At 61.6% G+C, this 13,304-nt stretch carries 15 protein-coding genes and 2 pseudogenes; 5 read left to right on the top strand and 12 right to left on the bottom strand.

The genetic code is table 11. The annotated features are described in order from the left end of the window. Positions 1–38 precede the first annotated feature (38 nt). The 6 genes from NI18_RS00170 to NI18_RS24870 form a co-directional block, all read right to left on the bottom strand. Positions 39–797: a copper resistance protein B gene (locus NI18_RS00170; RefSeq protein ID WP_198526906.1), complete on the bottom strand. Its 759-nt coding sequence runs from the start codon at positions 795–797 to the stop codon at positions 39–41. An 11-nt stretch (positions 798–808) separates the two neighbouring features. Beyond that, positions 809–2,494 (bottom strand): multicopper oxidase domain-containing protein, encoded by a 1,686-nt coding sequence (locus tag NI18_RS00175; RefSeq protein WP_198526907.1) that lies wholly within the window; start codon positions 2,492–2,494, stop codon positions 809–811. 12 nt (positions 2,495–2,506) lie between these two features. Then, positions 2,507–3,133, bottom strand: coding sequence for a multicopper oxidase domain-containing protein (locus tag NI18_RS21875; RefSeq protein ID WP_052148868.1), 627 nt, complete (start codon positions 3,131–3,133; stop codon positions 2,507–2,509). Positions 3,134–3,404: 271 nt separating this feature from the next. Then, positions 3,405–3,980, bottom strand: coding sequence for an RNA polymerase sigma factor (locus NI18_RS00180; protein ID WP_037527173.1), 576 nt, complete (start codon positions 3,978–3,980; stop codon positions 3,405–3,407). A 9-nt stretch (positions 3,981–3,989) separates the two neighbouring features. Continuing rightward, positions 3,990–4,430: a periplasmic heavy metal sensor gene (locus NI18_RS00185; protein WP_037527177.1), complete on the bottom strand. Its 441-nt coding sequence runs from the start codon at positions 4,428–4,430 to the stop codon at positions 3,990–3,992. A 437-nt stretch (positions 4,431–4,867) separates the two neighbouring features. Continuing rightward, entirely contained in the window at positions 4,868–5,017 is a 150-nt protein-coding gene (locus tag NI18_RS24870) for a hypothetical protein (RefSeq protein ID WP_157840459.1), read from the bottom strand. 155 nt (positions 5,018–5,172) lie between these two features. Between NI18_RS24870 and NI18_RS00195 the strand changes: the two are divergent. From NI18_RS00195 to NI18_RS00210, 4 genes and pseudogenes are all read left to right on the top strand, one after another. Then, positions 5,173–5,385: pseudogene (locus NI18_RS00195) on the top strand (flagellar hook-basal body complex protein FliE); the annotation flags it as partial. A 117-nt stretch (positions 5,386–5,502) separates the two neighbouring features. Next, on the top strand, positions 5,503–5,871 hold the full coding sequence (gene copC, locus NI18_RS00200; protein WP_037527181.1) for a copper homeostasis periplasmic binding protein CopC: 369 nt from the start codon (positions 5,503–5,505) through the stop codon (positions 5,869–5,871). A gap of 4 nt (positions 5,872–5,875) precedes the next feature. Further along, the gene (gene copD / locus NI18_RS00205; RefSeq protein WP_037527182.1) at positions 5,876–6,802 is read left to right on the top strand and encodes a copper homeostasis membrane protein CopD; all 927 of its coding nucleotides are present in this window, start codon (positions 5,876–5,878) and stop codon (positions 6,800–6,802) included. Positions 6,803–6,845: 43 nt separating this feature from the next. After that, the gene (locus NI18_RS00210; protein ID WP_037527183.1) at positions 6,846–7,115 is read left to right on the top strand and encodes a flagellar biosynthetic protein FliQ; all 270 of its coding nucleotides are present in this window, start codon (positions 6,846–6,848) and stop codon (positions 7,113–7,115) included. Positions 7,116–7,163: 48 nt separating this feature from the next. Here the strand turns inward: NI18_RS00210 and NI18_RS00215 are convergent, their stop codons facing one another. The 6 genes and pseudogenes from NI18_RS00215 to NI18_RS00240 form a co-directional block, all read right to left on the bottom strand. Then, on the bottom strand, positions 7,164–7,496 hold the full coding sequence (locus NI18_RS00215) for a four-helix bundle copper-binding protein (protein ID WP_037527184.1): 333 nt from the start codon (positions 7,494–7,496) through the stop codon (positions 7,164–7,166). Positions 7,497–7,585: 89 nt separating this feature from the next. Then, complete coding sequence (locus NI18_RS00220) at positions 7,586–8,467, bottom strand: DUF4396 domain-containing protein (protein ID WP_037527313.1); 882 nt, start codon at positions 8,465–8,467, stop codon at positions 7,586–7,588. A gap of 68 nt (positions 8,468–8,535) precedes the next feature. Then, entirely contained in the window at positions 8,536–9,849 is a 1,314-nt protein-coding gene (locus NI18_RS00225; protein WP_037527185.1) for a hypothetical protein, read from the bottom strand. A gap of 97 nt (positions 9,850–9,946) precedes the next feature. Beyond that, positions 9,947–10,264 (bottom strand): hypothetical protein, encoded by a 318-nt coding sequence (locus NI18_RS00230; protein WP_198526908.1) that lies wholly within the window; start codon positions 10,262–10,264, stop codon positions 9,947–9,949. Positions 10,265–10,432: 168 nt separating this feature from the next. Next, a pseudogene (locus NI18_RS00235) lies at positions 10,433–11,052 on the bottom strand (response regulator). Continuing rightward, positions 11,048–12,607: a PAS domain S-box protein gene (locus tag NI18_RS00240; RefSeq protein WP_306286114.1), complete on the bottom strand. Its 1,560-nt coding sequence runs from the start codon at positions 12,605–12,607 to the stop codon at positions 11,048–11,050. Before NI18_RS00240 ends, NI18_RS00235 begins: the two are co-directional and overlap by 5 nt. 338 nt (positions 12,608–12,945) lie before the next feature. Here NI18_RS00240 and NI18_RS00245 point away from each other — a divergent pair, with 338 nt between their 5' ends. After that, complete coding sequence (locus NI18_RS00245) at positions 12,946–13,290, top strand: hypothetical protein (RefSeq protein WP_128081994.1); 345 nt, start codon at positions 12,946–12,948, stop codon at positions 13,288–13,290. The last annotated feature ends 14 nt before the right edge of the window (positions 13,291–13,304 follow it).

A 13,304-nucleotide genomic window follows, 5' to 3' on the forward strand; every position in this document is an offset into this window, starting at 1 on the left:
ATTCATGAATGCGCTGATGACCGCTGCGAGGGGGCGACTCAGAACCATGCACGGATACCTGTTCTCAGCGCCCAGCCCCCCGCATTCTCGCCGTCCAACCGGGCTAACCGGGCGGTCCCGCCAAGCTTGCTCTCGTACACGATCGCGACGTAGGGCGCGAACTTGCGGCTGAATTCATAGCGCGTCTGCACGCCCGTTTCGATGACCGAAAATCCGGACTTCACCCGGCGTCTAGGCGCGTCGTTCAGATAGAAGTCGGTCTCCAGCGTGGGTGCCACGATCAGTCGGTTGGTCATGAGCAGATCGAAACTCTGCTTATACCTGATGCTGACGTCGCCCTTGAAGCCGACGAAAGCATGCACCTGGGTTTCGAGCCGGTACGGCGACAGACCCTGTATACCAAAGACCGCATACCCCCGGCTATCGGGCTCGACGTCGTAGCGCACGCCGCCCTGGACATCGAAATAGGTGAAGACGTTGCGGCTGTAGAGCGCCTGAAACTCCAGCTGCTCGGTCCGCGGGCCATTCTTCTCCCCTTCGCTCTTGTACCAGAACTTGTCCCGGTCGCCTCCGACCCAGCCCTCGGCATCATAATTGCCGACGTTCTTGCCGCGCTGGCGTGAATAGTCCGCCTCGATGCGATTGTAGGTAAAGGTCCGCTCCTCATGACCCATTCCGCCCATCTCGATCTGGCGTTCCATGACGTCTTTTTCCTGCGGTGCAGGCGGACCCGCCGGGACCTCCACGGTCTGAGGTGCGGCCGGCGTGCTTGCCGCTGCCGCAGCTGCGGCAGCCATGATGAACCACATCAATTCGTTCCCGTCCCGTGATCCATCCCAGGCATCGACTGCATTGCAGGCGTGGGCATCCCGTTTGGCTGACTGACCGACGCCACGATAAGCTTCTGCATCATGCCGCTCTCCATATGGTAGAGCAGGTGGCAGTGAAGCGGCCATTCCCCGGCTTCGTCTGCGGTAAGCAGGATCGACTGCGTTTTGCCGGGAGCGATCGTCACGACGTTCTTGTCGGGCAGCCGATCTGCCGACTGCCCGTTTTCGACCTGGAAGAACATCCCGTGCAGGTGCATCGGATGCGCCATCATCGTCTCGTTGACGAAGGTAATGCGAACCCGCTCACCAAATGCAACCTTCATCGGCGGTGCCTCGCCGAACTTGGCGCCGTTAAGCGTCCAGATATAGCGCTCCATGTTGCCCGACACCTTGATGACGATCGTCCGGGTCGGTGCGCGGGTGTCACGCTGCGGGGCCAGTGCTCGCAAGTCTTTTACCGAAAGCACGCGCGCTCCATAAGGAGCGCCTGTGGCCCAGCCGAAGACTCGCCCCGATCCGTCAGTGTCGCCCTCGTCGGCAAGCGATGTCATCGACATGCCCGCCATGCCAGCCATGCTGCCTCCGCCACCGCTCATATCCATTCCAGCCATAGACCCGCTACCGCCGGCCATCCCGGCCATCCCGGTATGCTGCATGGGCATGGCCATCTTGCCGCTGCCCATGTCCACGCCGGCCATTGCCTGACTATTGCCGGTCATCCCCGGCATGCCGCCATCGGTCATCGCCATCCCGTCCATGCCAGCCGTCGTATCGGACCCCATGCCGTAATCGACGCGGGGGAACGGCGTCTCCTTCTTGCCGGATGAGGTCGCCTGGACCGCACTCCCCGATCGCGCAGGGGTGTTGCTGGCCATCATCGATGCACTAGCCATTCCTGGCATCTTCGTGTGGTCTGACGACGCAGGAGCTTTACTACTCATGTCCATGCCCTGCATCGAGCCGCCCGAGTGGTCCATTCCAGCCATAGCCATCGACTTGCTATCGCCCATGTCCATTCCGGCCATGGCGCCCGAGGTGGAATGGCTCGACCCTGCCTTCGAACTGGCTGAAGACTTCGCCGAAGCGCCCGCATTGCCGCTCATGTTCATGCCCGGCATCGAGCCTCCAGATTGGTTCATTCCAGCCATGTCCATCGATTTCCCGCCGCTCATGTCCATGCCGGGCATCGAGCCGCTGGAATGATCCATGCCTGCCATCGGCTTGCCATCGCCGCCCATCGACATGCCCATGCTGCCCATCTCACTCATCAACAAGACCTGGCGCGGACGCGGCGCCGGTGCCGTCACGGCCATCCCTTCCCGAGGCGCAATCGCCGCCAGCACGGACGCTCTGCGGTCAAGCGTCTCCACCCACAGCGGATAGGCCTGGCCTGCCTTGGGCTCGACAATCACGTCGTACGTCTCGGCAACACCAATGCGGAACTCATCGACCGTGACGGGCTCGACGGCCCGACCGTCGGCCGCAACGACGGTCATCGTCAATCCGGGGATTCGAACATCCATGAAGCTCATCGCCGAGCCGTTGATGATCCGAAGCCGCACCTTCTCACCGGGCGTGAACGGAAGGTAAGGTTTGCGGCTGCTCGGCTGCCCGTTCACGAGCAGCGTGTAGTTGCCAACGTCGGCGATATCGGTCGGATCCATCCGCATCTTGTTCTAGGCCGCACGGTCCGCCAAGGTCTTCTTCAAGCCGAATTTCGCAACATCGCGAAACAGCTCGGGCGTGGTTCGCTTGGAGAAATTGTAATATCCCGAATCACCCTTCAGGTTGCGCAATATCCGCTCCGGCGCGGTGCGCGTATGCTCTGAAAGCAGCACGACTTCATCGCGGTCCGCTTTGACCGCGATATCGCTGCCGGCTTTGGGATCGATGATGAACGCCCCGTATTGGCCTTCCTGCTCCTGGGTCGCCGAGTGCGCGTGATACCAATAGGTCCCGGTCTGCCGGAGATTGAAGGTGTAGGTGTAGGTCTCGCCGGGCTTGATGCCGGCAAAGCCATTGAACCCGGGCGCACCGTCCTTCGATCCTGGCACCAGCAGGCCATGCCAGTGGATCGAGGTCGTTTCCTTCAGGTGGTTGGTGACCCGAATAGTCGCAGTCTCACCGTCGGTGAACCGCAACACCGGTGCCGTAATTCCGCCATTGACCGTGATGGCCATATCTTTTCGACCTGGTTCGACCTCAACTTTCTGCCGGTCGAGGACGAGGTCATACGTCCGCGCTTCTGCCGTGCCGGCAAAAAGGATGGTGGTGGCCAGGAGGAAAACAGCTGTCCGACGCATATCGATGCCTTTATGTTAGAAAGTCCTGCCGTATGTTAGAAAGTCCTGCCGTCGCTGAGTTTAATGGTCAGTTCGGGCTCATGCATAAACGACGCGAGCACCCCAAAGGGCGCTTCACATTCTATTACGTGCGACGCAGCCTGACCCCTCATCCACGTTTCGCACTGGTGCGCGAAGGTGACCGGATAATCGAATTTCGGAAACCTGAATTGCGCGGGCGAAGCGGGCTAGCTGCCCGATGGAGCTGCCCTTTGGCAAGCTTGGCAGCGCGTCACCTGGTGCGCCCGCCCAAACTCTCCAGGAGCTTTGTGCGGGCGCGATATAGCCGGGTCTCCACCGCCTTTTCGCTGATCGACAATATGGCGGCCGTCTCGGCCTGACTGAGCCCTTCGATTGTGCGAAGCACCAAGGGCTCCTTCAATGTGATAGGCAAGGCGGCAATAGCCCTTGCTACTCGATTCAACTCCTGCCGATCGCCGACCGCGTCATCGGGTGCCACCTGATTGTCCCCCACGGCCTCCGCTTCGGCGCCGATCGGCGTAGCCAATGACAGAAAGCGCCGAACAGTTCGCTTCCGTCCCCAGTCACGGCATTTATTGATCGCGATCGTCGATAGCCAGGTGCGCATTGATCGCTCACCGTCGTAGCGGTGCATTGCCTGGTGCGCGGCGATGAACGTCTCCTGCAACAGGTCGAGCGCCTCGTCCGTGTCACCCACACAAGCGCGGATCACCCGGAACACCGGCCGCCGGTTTCGGCGCATGATTTCAGCGAACGCTGTCTCTCGGCCGGCAATACAAAGTGTCGCAAGCTCCGCTTCGGACAGCGTTTTCCAGTCGAGGCTCACCGCCCAGGCTTAATGATGATCGTCGGTGAGCGCCTTGACCACCGCCTGGTCGAACTGGCCGGTCTGGTCGGACCGGAGAAGCTGCCGCATGGCGAATACGTGGGCGAGCGTCGCCTTTTGTAACTCGCCCATAGCGGCGTGGCTCCGATCGACCGCCGCGGCGACGCGGGGGCCGTTACCATGCTCTGTCTCGATCGCCTCGGCCAGCCGCGCATTATCGGCCCTCAGTTCAAGCTCAAAGGCCCGCCGCTGCACCGAGAACCGTTGCTCCAACGCTTCGACGCGGGCCTGCTGGTTCGCGTTTAGCGCCAGTTTGTGATGCAGCACCTCATGCAGTTCATTTCCGGGCTGAATCTGCGAAGGGAGCAGCGCCCGCCCGACGAACACACCGCTGATCGCGGCGATGAAGCACGCAATCACACCTACCGCCAGCCGGGCGCGCCCGTTCATGGAGTTCCGACAAGTAAGGTCGAGGGTGCAAGTGGCGACGTCGGTCCCAAGGGTGACAGGGGTGTCATTGCACGAGCCTCGCGTGCGGGAATGCCTGCGCCAACAATGCCAAACACGAGCGCCGCAGCAACCGTTATCGCCCCCATCCCCATGCTGGCGCTCGCTACAGGCCGCGCAGCGATACGCGCGAGCACCCTGCTTCTATTCCGTCAATGCTACTCGGCAAGGGCGCCTGCGCCAGCCTGGTCAACATCGCGTCGAGGTCGTCCATGTCGTTCACTCCACCCTCTAGCATAGGTTACGCGAGCGAAGCCCTAACCCCTCATGGTGCCCAGCCGGTGCTAGCGAGCCGCGGGACGTACGAGCGAGACGCTTGCTGGCCGAACCCAATGAGGAAATGTACCCTTTAATAATTTTTCAATTGAGAATAACCGGTATTAACCAATTTCTAATTTATGCGTCGCTACCGTGCCCGATCTGTCTCCACCCACAGAGGCGATCGTGAGCAGCATGTCGATCAACAACATCATGGCCATCCGCAGCGCGGTTCTCGAAAAGAACGCTGCGCTTCGCAACGTCGCGAGCACCCCGCTCTCGTTGACCGGTCCCGGTGCCGCGGGCAAGCCAACCTTTGAAGCCGCAATGAACACTGCGCTTCAGAAAGTCGCGGATCCGAACTCCATCCGGAACGACAATGGCCCCGGGGGGAGTGGCGCCGGTCGGAACGGCGCAGCAGGGCGGCTTCGCGTCGACATTCCAGTCCCAGTTGCAAAAAATGAATGCGGTGAATGCGCGGGCCGGCGCTCTGACGGTAGCATATGAGCGGGGGGAGGAAACCGACATCGCCAAGGTGATGCTCGCTCGCCAGGAAGCCTCGATCGGCTTCGAGGCGACGTTGCAAGTGCGCAACAAGCTGCTTTCTGCCTACAAGGATATCATGAGCATGCCGATTTGATGCCATCGCATCTCACGACCAATTTTCGAGCGAGACGCTCTGCGATGAAGCGATCTGAGGGGTAGCCGACGAAGCCGCGTATGAAGGAGAAGGACAACCAACACGAAAGAGACCTCCATGCGTCGCCTACCATTCCTGATCGCTGCTACCGCACTCGTCGCTTTTGCAGGCGCAGCCAATGCCCATCCCAAGCTGCTCTCCGCCAGCCCGGCCGCCAATGCGACCGTAGCGAAGCCCGCACAGATCAAACTCCAGTTCAGCGAGAAGCTGATGCCAGCGTTCTCCAAAGCTGACCTCACGATGGCGGCGATGCCCGGAATGGCAGCAATGAAGATGCCGAGCACTGCGGCGCTTGCGGCGGATGGTCGTACGCTGGTGGTTACGCCCAAGGGGCGGCTGGCCGCTGGGCGGTACACCGTCGACTGGCACATCGTCTCGACCGACACGCACAAGGTCGCTGGCAATTACGCCTTTACGGTAAAGTGAGCCGATGTCTGATTGGTCGCTGATCGGCGTCCGCTTTGCGCTCTATTTTGCGATGGCGGCGCTGTTCGGTTTATCCGCATTCAGCCTTTATGGGCTACGGGCACGCGAGCGCAGCAACGCGCTCGCGCTGCCCCTATGGTTGGTTGGCAGTGCGATCTTGAGCCTGCTGCTTTCAATCGGCTGGCTCGTCCTCATGGCTTCCTCGATGGCCGGAACGCCGCTTTGGCCGCTCGACCAGGAAGCGATTGGCGGGCTGCTCACGGGTTCCGCTATCGGTGCCGCCTGGAAGCTTCGGATGGTTGCGCTCGTTGTGGCTGCTTTTGCTGCGATGTTCGCCGCTCAGCGTAGTCTGTGGCTGTCGGGCGTTATGCTTGCCTCAGGCATTGCCCTTGGAACGCTGCCATGGACCGGACACGGGGCGATGGACGAAGCCGCGATGGGCTGGGTCCACCTCATCGCCGACATTCTCCACCTGATCGCCTCGGGTGCCTGGGTCGGCGCGCTGCTCGGCCTGCTTTTGCTCGTGTCACGTCCGGCTGCTGAGGTCGACGCAGCGCATCTCGGCCTGACGCACCGGGCGCTGCACGGTTTCGGCACGGTCGGGACGATTGTGGTCGCCACGGTCGTAGTTACCGGTCTGGTCAACGCATGGATGCTGGTCGGGATTGACAACGTCGCAGCACTTGCCACGACGCTCTACGGTCAACTCTTGCTCGCCAAACTGGCGCTGTTTGTCTTAATGCTGGGCCTTGCCTCGCTCAATCGCTTTCGGCTGACACCAGCGTTCGAGCAGTCGATCGCCAATGCCGATCATCGTGGCGCGCTCGGCGCGCTACGGGGGAGCCTGGCAGCCGAAACCGCCTGTGTCGTCGTCATCCTTGGGCTGGTCGCCTGGCTTGGGACGCTCGCCCCACCTGCCTCGGCGATGTGATGATTGGCCGGGTGGTCTTCCCGACTCCCGGCCTTTCGCACTGATGGATCAGTCGATCCTCTTCGACGAGTCGGGCAGGATGCTGGCGGTCTTGGCGCTCATCTGCGTCGTCCTGCTCGTGCCCATGATGATCGTCGGCTTGATCATCAGCATGATTCAGGCCGCTACCTCGATCAGCGAACAATCGCTGAGCTTCGTGCCAAAGCTCATCGCCCTGGGGGTCTGCCTGCTGGTATTTGGAGGCGCGGCGATCGAACTGCTGACGGAATTTACCGTCGAGCTTTTCGACGTGATCGCTCGGATCGGGCATTAGCAAATCGGTCCTTGCGCGCGGGCGGCGAGCCGCCCGCGCGAGCGGGGATTAGCCCGCCATCTTGTCGCAGGCGTCAGCACACTTGCGGCACGCCGCTACGCAATCCTCCATGCCCTCGAGCCCTTCGCAGCTAGCCGCGCACGCCCGGCAGATCTCGGCGCACTCGCGGCAGATATGCTGGTGATGCGCCGATTTGCGCGCCATGAAGTCGATCGCGACCGCGCAAATCTGCGCGCAGTCGGCCATGATCTTGATATGCTCGGGCGCCGCGTGCTGGCCGCCCATCTCGAGGCAATGGTTCATCGCCATTTGAAGACAGGTCACATGGCAGTCGTGGCAGGCGTCCATACACGCCTTCATGGCGAGGTCGATCTGGTGCATCGGTCTATCTCCGTGTGAGCCCCCGCCTGCTCATAGATACGCGCCCCGCGCGATCATCCCTTGCCGCAATTTCGTCGATCGCGGCAAAGCTACATGGCCCAGCGGCCGAACAGCGTCGCAATGATGACCCCCGCGCCGAGCATGACGAGTGTCAGCACCGTCATCGCGATGATCTGCGGCCTGGTCGCGCGCGAACCTATCGCCATGTCGCTCATCCCCTGCATGGTATCGTGTTCCATGCCGGGCATGGGTGGCGTCGATCGCGGCTCCGCCGCGACCTCGTGCCCGCCATGCCCAAGTGCTCGCACCGTCCCCATGCCGTGCTTCAACCGGACGCCGACAAGCCATAGATTGATCGGATAGGCGACGGCGAAGCCGACGAGCGTCGCCAGCGACATGACGCCCCAAAAGCGAAGCGAGCTGGCGTGCATCGCGGCCATGTCCCGACTCATCAACACCACCATCGTCGGGATCATGCCGGCCATCACGGCATTCATCGACAGCCATTCGGGGATGAACGACATTCGGAGCGCTCGGGCATAGGAGCCGCCCGCCATGTCGCGCATGAACAGCGCCTGGAAGATAAGCAGCCCGAACGCGAAGCCGAACACATACTCCGCGATCACGTCCTGCCACATCGGCAAGCCGAGCGCCGTCGTGATCGCCGCAGCGGCGATGACGCCGGTCGCGTCCCCAGCCATGCAATGAATAGCCGAGCCGAACGCCTGTTTCCAAAGCGGCCGAATGAAGTCTTCATGCCGCTCTGTCGCCGGCTCCTGGCAGGACAGGACATAGGCTGCGGCCATGATCGGTCCGCCATAGAGCGTGACCAACAGCCAACCCCATTTCATCACCTTAAGCTCGGGGTTGTGCATGAAGGCATCCCAGGCGACGTAAGCGACGGAAAGCGCAGTCAGCGCGAACCATACGACCAGCACCGTATCGAGCCAGGGGACCGGGGAAGGCATCATCGTCACGGCAGCTCTCCTCCACTCTAAGAGGATACGCGGCTTCCGTTCCTAACCCTCGCCGGAGGATGTCATGCGAGCTTGCTCGACACCGCCTTGATCGCTTTCAGTCCCGATCCGAACCGGGCTATGGCCTCGCGGTTCTTCTCCAACTCGCTGTAGGGCAGGTAGGATATGTCGAGGTCGGCGACGCGACTGAACGCTGGCCGCTGCAACTGTGCGCGAACGTCCGCCTCGCGGGCGTCGGGTGCGACGAGGAACAGCCCCGCGGTCGCGTGAAGGTCGCTACCGCTGAGCGCAAGGTCGAGCATCCGCACGATCCCCGAATAGATCGAGGTCGAGTGCTCCACCTCGAACGCCGCTGCGACATGATCGCCACCCCGCTCAAGCCACAGCACGTCGATCAGGCGGATGGAGTCCGCCCCTTTTGAGGTTGCGATCGAGGTGGGCAGGCGCTCAAGGCACCCATGCCCCAACGGCGAACCGTTAAAGGGTCGGCTGCGATCGTTCGATGCGATCCACACGTCATAACCGAGCGCCAGCCCTAGATCGCGAAGCCAAGCCTGGATTTCGGTATGGGTGCGCTCGTTCTCGCCTTCGCGCAGCGCCGCCTTGCTGAGCGTACGCGCTTCCTCGCGCGCTGCTTCAAGCCTTTCCCCCCAGCTCGCCAGCGCCGCGCCGCTGCCGTCGAGGGGAGGGGCCGGGTACCGATCGGAGCCGATGTCGAACAGCAACCCGCCGATCGCGCCCAGGTCGTTCGATAGCAGGTCGCGGTGCCGATCGTTCAAGTCGAGAACGCCGGACCTCATTGCCAGAAAATGCTCCCAGCTCCCGAGCTTCACGTTCGCGCCGGTCAGCGCGTTGTATCCCTTCACGATCGCCGTGTTGAAGGGCGGCACCAGCGTCGGGTGAAGGAAGTAGAGCAGGTTTGCCACCGCTGGCCCAAGCCCCTTGATCTTCAAGCGGTCGATCGTGTGGATATGGCCGATAATCTCCTCGGCCGTATCGCAGCACGAACAGGCGTCGAGCAAGCGGCCGAACGCGCGCTGGTTTTCCGGGCTCTCGTAAATATCGGGGATGCGGAGCTTGGGCTTCCACAGGAAGGCGTGATCGGCGCCTTTGAAGATTTGGCGCTGCTCGGCAACGGAATGGACGACAGTTTCGAGCGACGATCCACGGTAGGCGACACCGAACGTACCGCGTTCGATCTCCGCCACCACCTGGCCTATGCCGCGCCCGATCGAGCGGAAGTTCTTCAGTCGCTCATTCCAAAGGAACCAGCTCCGATAGGTTGCGCTCGGATCATCGCGCCATCGTGCAATGAGGCGTCGAACGAGGCCGTCGTGATCTTCATCAATGGTCCGCAAGCTGAGTTGAGCCGCCATTATTCCCCCGTGCGCTCGCCGCTGCGCTGTCACCTGCGGTTTTAGTCCGACGGGTAGATATCTTTTTCCGCGGGAAGGGCAAAGCTGATCCGGGCGTTCACACTCCGGCGCTCCACTCCTCCAGCCCGCTTCCTATAGAAGTGGCAATCGCCGCGATCAGCCGACCATCGCCAATGGCGTGGTCCAATACCTTATCACCATGGCGCTCGGCCTCGCGCAAAACCTCGCTCTCCGGGGGGATACGGGCCAACAGGATGCCCTTACCTCGCCAGCCGCCTGCCCGCATCGCGCGCAGGAGATCAATTCCGTCAACCTTCGGGGTATCGATGTCGATGATGATGCATTGTTGATCGCGCGGGCGGGGATCGGTGAGAAGGGCGACGCATGTGGCATAGGATCGGACGTTGTAACCCAAGGATCGCAGCATAATCTGGCGGGCATGCCTGGTCGCGGAATCACCGTTAACGAGCGAGACACCGACACTGGCGTTGGGGTTCAGGGCGGTCCGAGCGGGCATGCAAATTCCTTGTTGGAATAAGCGATTGCATGTCCGAGTGACTGCGTATGTACGTAGAAGGCGAGGCTACACCGCCTCGCCCAGCCCCGCAGCGAACGCAATGCGCAGCACGTCCGACAAGCTGCGGGCGGAAAGTTTTTCCATAAGGCTTGCCCGGTGGACCTCGACCGTGCGTGTTGCGATACCCAGCTCGAATGCGATCAGCTTGTTCGGCCTGCCGAGCACCATGCCATCGAGGACGTCTCGCTCTCGCGCCGTCAACGCCGCGATTCTAACGACCGCATCGCCAGCCGCCAAATGGTCACGTCCAGTCCGTGCAGCGTGTCTGAGGGCTGCTTCAATGGCGTCGATCAGCACTAGTCGCTCAAAGGGCTTCTCGAGAAATTCGATAGCTCCTGCCTTGATCGCTCGAACCGCCAGGGTCACGTTGCCATGCCCGGTGAGCATGACGACCGGCATCGCAATACCTTGCTGTGAAAGCCTGGCCTGAACCTCCAGGCCGTCGATATCTGGCATCCGGACGCCAGCAGGACGCAACCTTGGCTTTTCCGGGTGACGGCTTTGAGAAAAGCCGTACCGGCGGGGTACGTTTCCACGGTATATCCGGCCTTGCGTAACAAGAAGCTGATGGATTGCCGGATCGCTTCGTCGTCATCGACGACATGCACGGTTCGTGGGTCATCAATCATTGGCGTCGCCATCGGCGGCTAGCGGCACGCAAAAATGGAACGCCGTGCCGCCAGTGACGACAGCGTCCGCCCAAATACGACCGCCATGCGCTTCGATGATGGTCCGGCAGATCGATAGGCCGAGCCCCATACCGTCCTCCTTGGTGGTCGCGAACGCTTCAAAAAGTCGCTCCCGGACGTCTTCGTCGATGCCGGCACCCGTGTCAGCGACCGTTATTTTCATCCACCCCTTCCGGTCGGGCGCGGTCGCGATGGTCAAATTCTTACAGGTCGTGGCGGCCATTGATTGTATCGCATTGCGGATCAGGTTCACCAGCACCTGCTGGATCTGCACGCGATCGACCATGACGCGATCGCGGCCGGCGGCGATCGTCATCGTAACCGTGATCCCGGCTTCGTGCGCACCGAGCAGGCCAAGGCTAGTCGCCTCTTCCACAAGCGCGTCGAGTTGCTCGATCTGGAATCCGGTGTCGCCGCCCTCCACAAATGCCCTTAGCCGCTTAACGATGGTGCCGGCTCTGAGTGATTGAGCGGTCGCCAGATCGAGTGCCTCAGCAAGCTCGTTGAGCATGGCGTCGTCGGTAACGCCGATCATATCGCGACCCGCCTCAAGGTAGTTCGCGATCGCAGTTAAGGGCTGGTTGATTTCGTGTGCGAGCGTCGAGGCCATTGTGCCCATCGCGCTGACACGGGACACATGGACCAATTCGGACTGAAGCTCTTTCAAGCGTCGCTCGGTTTCGTGTCGTTTGGTCAGATCTCGAATGAACCCAGTGAAGATGCGTTCGCCGGCGATGGATGCCTCGCCTACCGCGAGTTCGATCGGGAAAGTTTCGCCATTTTTGCGGATGGCCGTTTGCGGCCTCACATGGCCAATCACATGTTTTATCCCGGTTTCCTGGTAGGTCCGGAGATGGGTGTCATGATCGTGCTTCTCCGCATCGGGCATCAACATGGCGACGTTGCGTCCCACAACCTCGGCCTCGACGTAGCCGAACAACTGTTCGGCAGCGGCGCTGAATGAGGAGACGATCCCGCTTTCGTCGATGACGATCATGGCATCGGGCACGGTCGCGAGAATCGAGCGAAGATGCTGTTCGCGCCGCAGGATCGCCGCTTCCGACGCCTTTTGATCCGTGATCTCCCGGATCACCTTGCCAAAGCCGCGAAGCGCGCCTGCATCGTCGCGGAGTGCTGTTATCGTTACGCTGGCGAGGAACTCCGAGCCGTCCTTGCGCACCCGCCAGCTTTCTTCCTCTACACGACCGAGAGCGCTGGCGAGCGCGAGGTCGGCCTGTGGTTTTCCTAGAGCCACGTCTTCCGGGGGATAGAAAATTGAAAAGTCGCGGCCTAGGATCTCTGCCTCGGCCCATCCTTTGATGCGCTCGGCGCCAAGATTCCAGATCGTCACGCGACCCTGCGGGTCTAGCATATAGATCGCGTAGCCGGTCGCGCCGTCGATGAGCAGGCCAAGTTCCTCGGCCATGGCGGAGTTGCTCCGCGCCATTGCCGCAACGGCGTTCGCGTCATTCGGGGGCAGCGCCTCCGTCATGCGAGGCGCGCAGCCCAATTCAATGCGTAGGCAAAGTCGATCAACGCCGCACCTCCGATGGTCTTGAAGGTCGCCGTTCAGCTCCGGCCTATCCGACACTAAGCGCAAATCACAGGCTAGGCCACTTAATCCCCTACCAGGCGGCAAGCTCTCGGGATGCCGAATAAATGTCGCACTCAACGAGGGGTCGGTGCGTGGCCTGCGTATTATCCGATGATGGCGGTGTCATTCCTAGCGGTCCATCTTTGATGGAGTTTGGTTCGCGACCCGCAGCGCCGCCTTTTGGCGGAGCATGTAGTTGCCGCCGCACTGGGCTCCTCGAGACTAAGGATATCGCAATGAAACAACACTTCAGCGCTCGCGCATCGACCATCGGCCTAGCATTTACCGCGATGTTGTTCACTCCAGCGCTTGCCGCTGCGCAAATGGCGCCGGCACCGTCATCGACCCCTGCACCGATGGGTGATGACAAGATGATGCCGATGGGCGACGGACAGATGGAGGGTGGCATGAAGATGCCCGCGAAGAAGCCCGGTTGTTGCGGCATGGGAGGCATGGCCGCCAAGCCAGCGCCGATGCCGATGAAGGCTAAGCCGCATAGCCATCGTGCCAAGGCGAAGCCGACAGCGGCGAAGCCCGCTCCGAAGGCGCCGATGGCAAAGCCGATGTCCGACGACATGTGATCCTAGTAGGACTG

The sequence above is a fragment of the Sphingomonas sp. Ant20 genome, from assembly GCF_000783375.1.
In the GTDB taxonomy this organism is placed as follows: Bacteria; Pseudomonadota; Alphaproteobacteria; order Sphingomonadales; family Sphingomonadaceae; genus Sphingomonas; species Sphingomonas aerolata.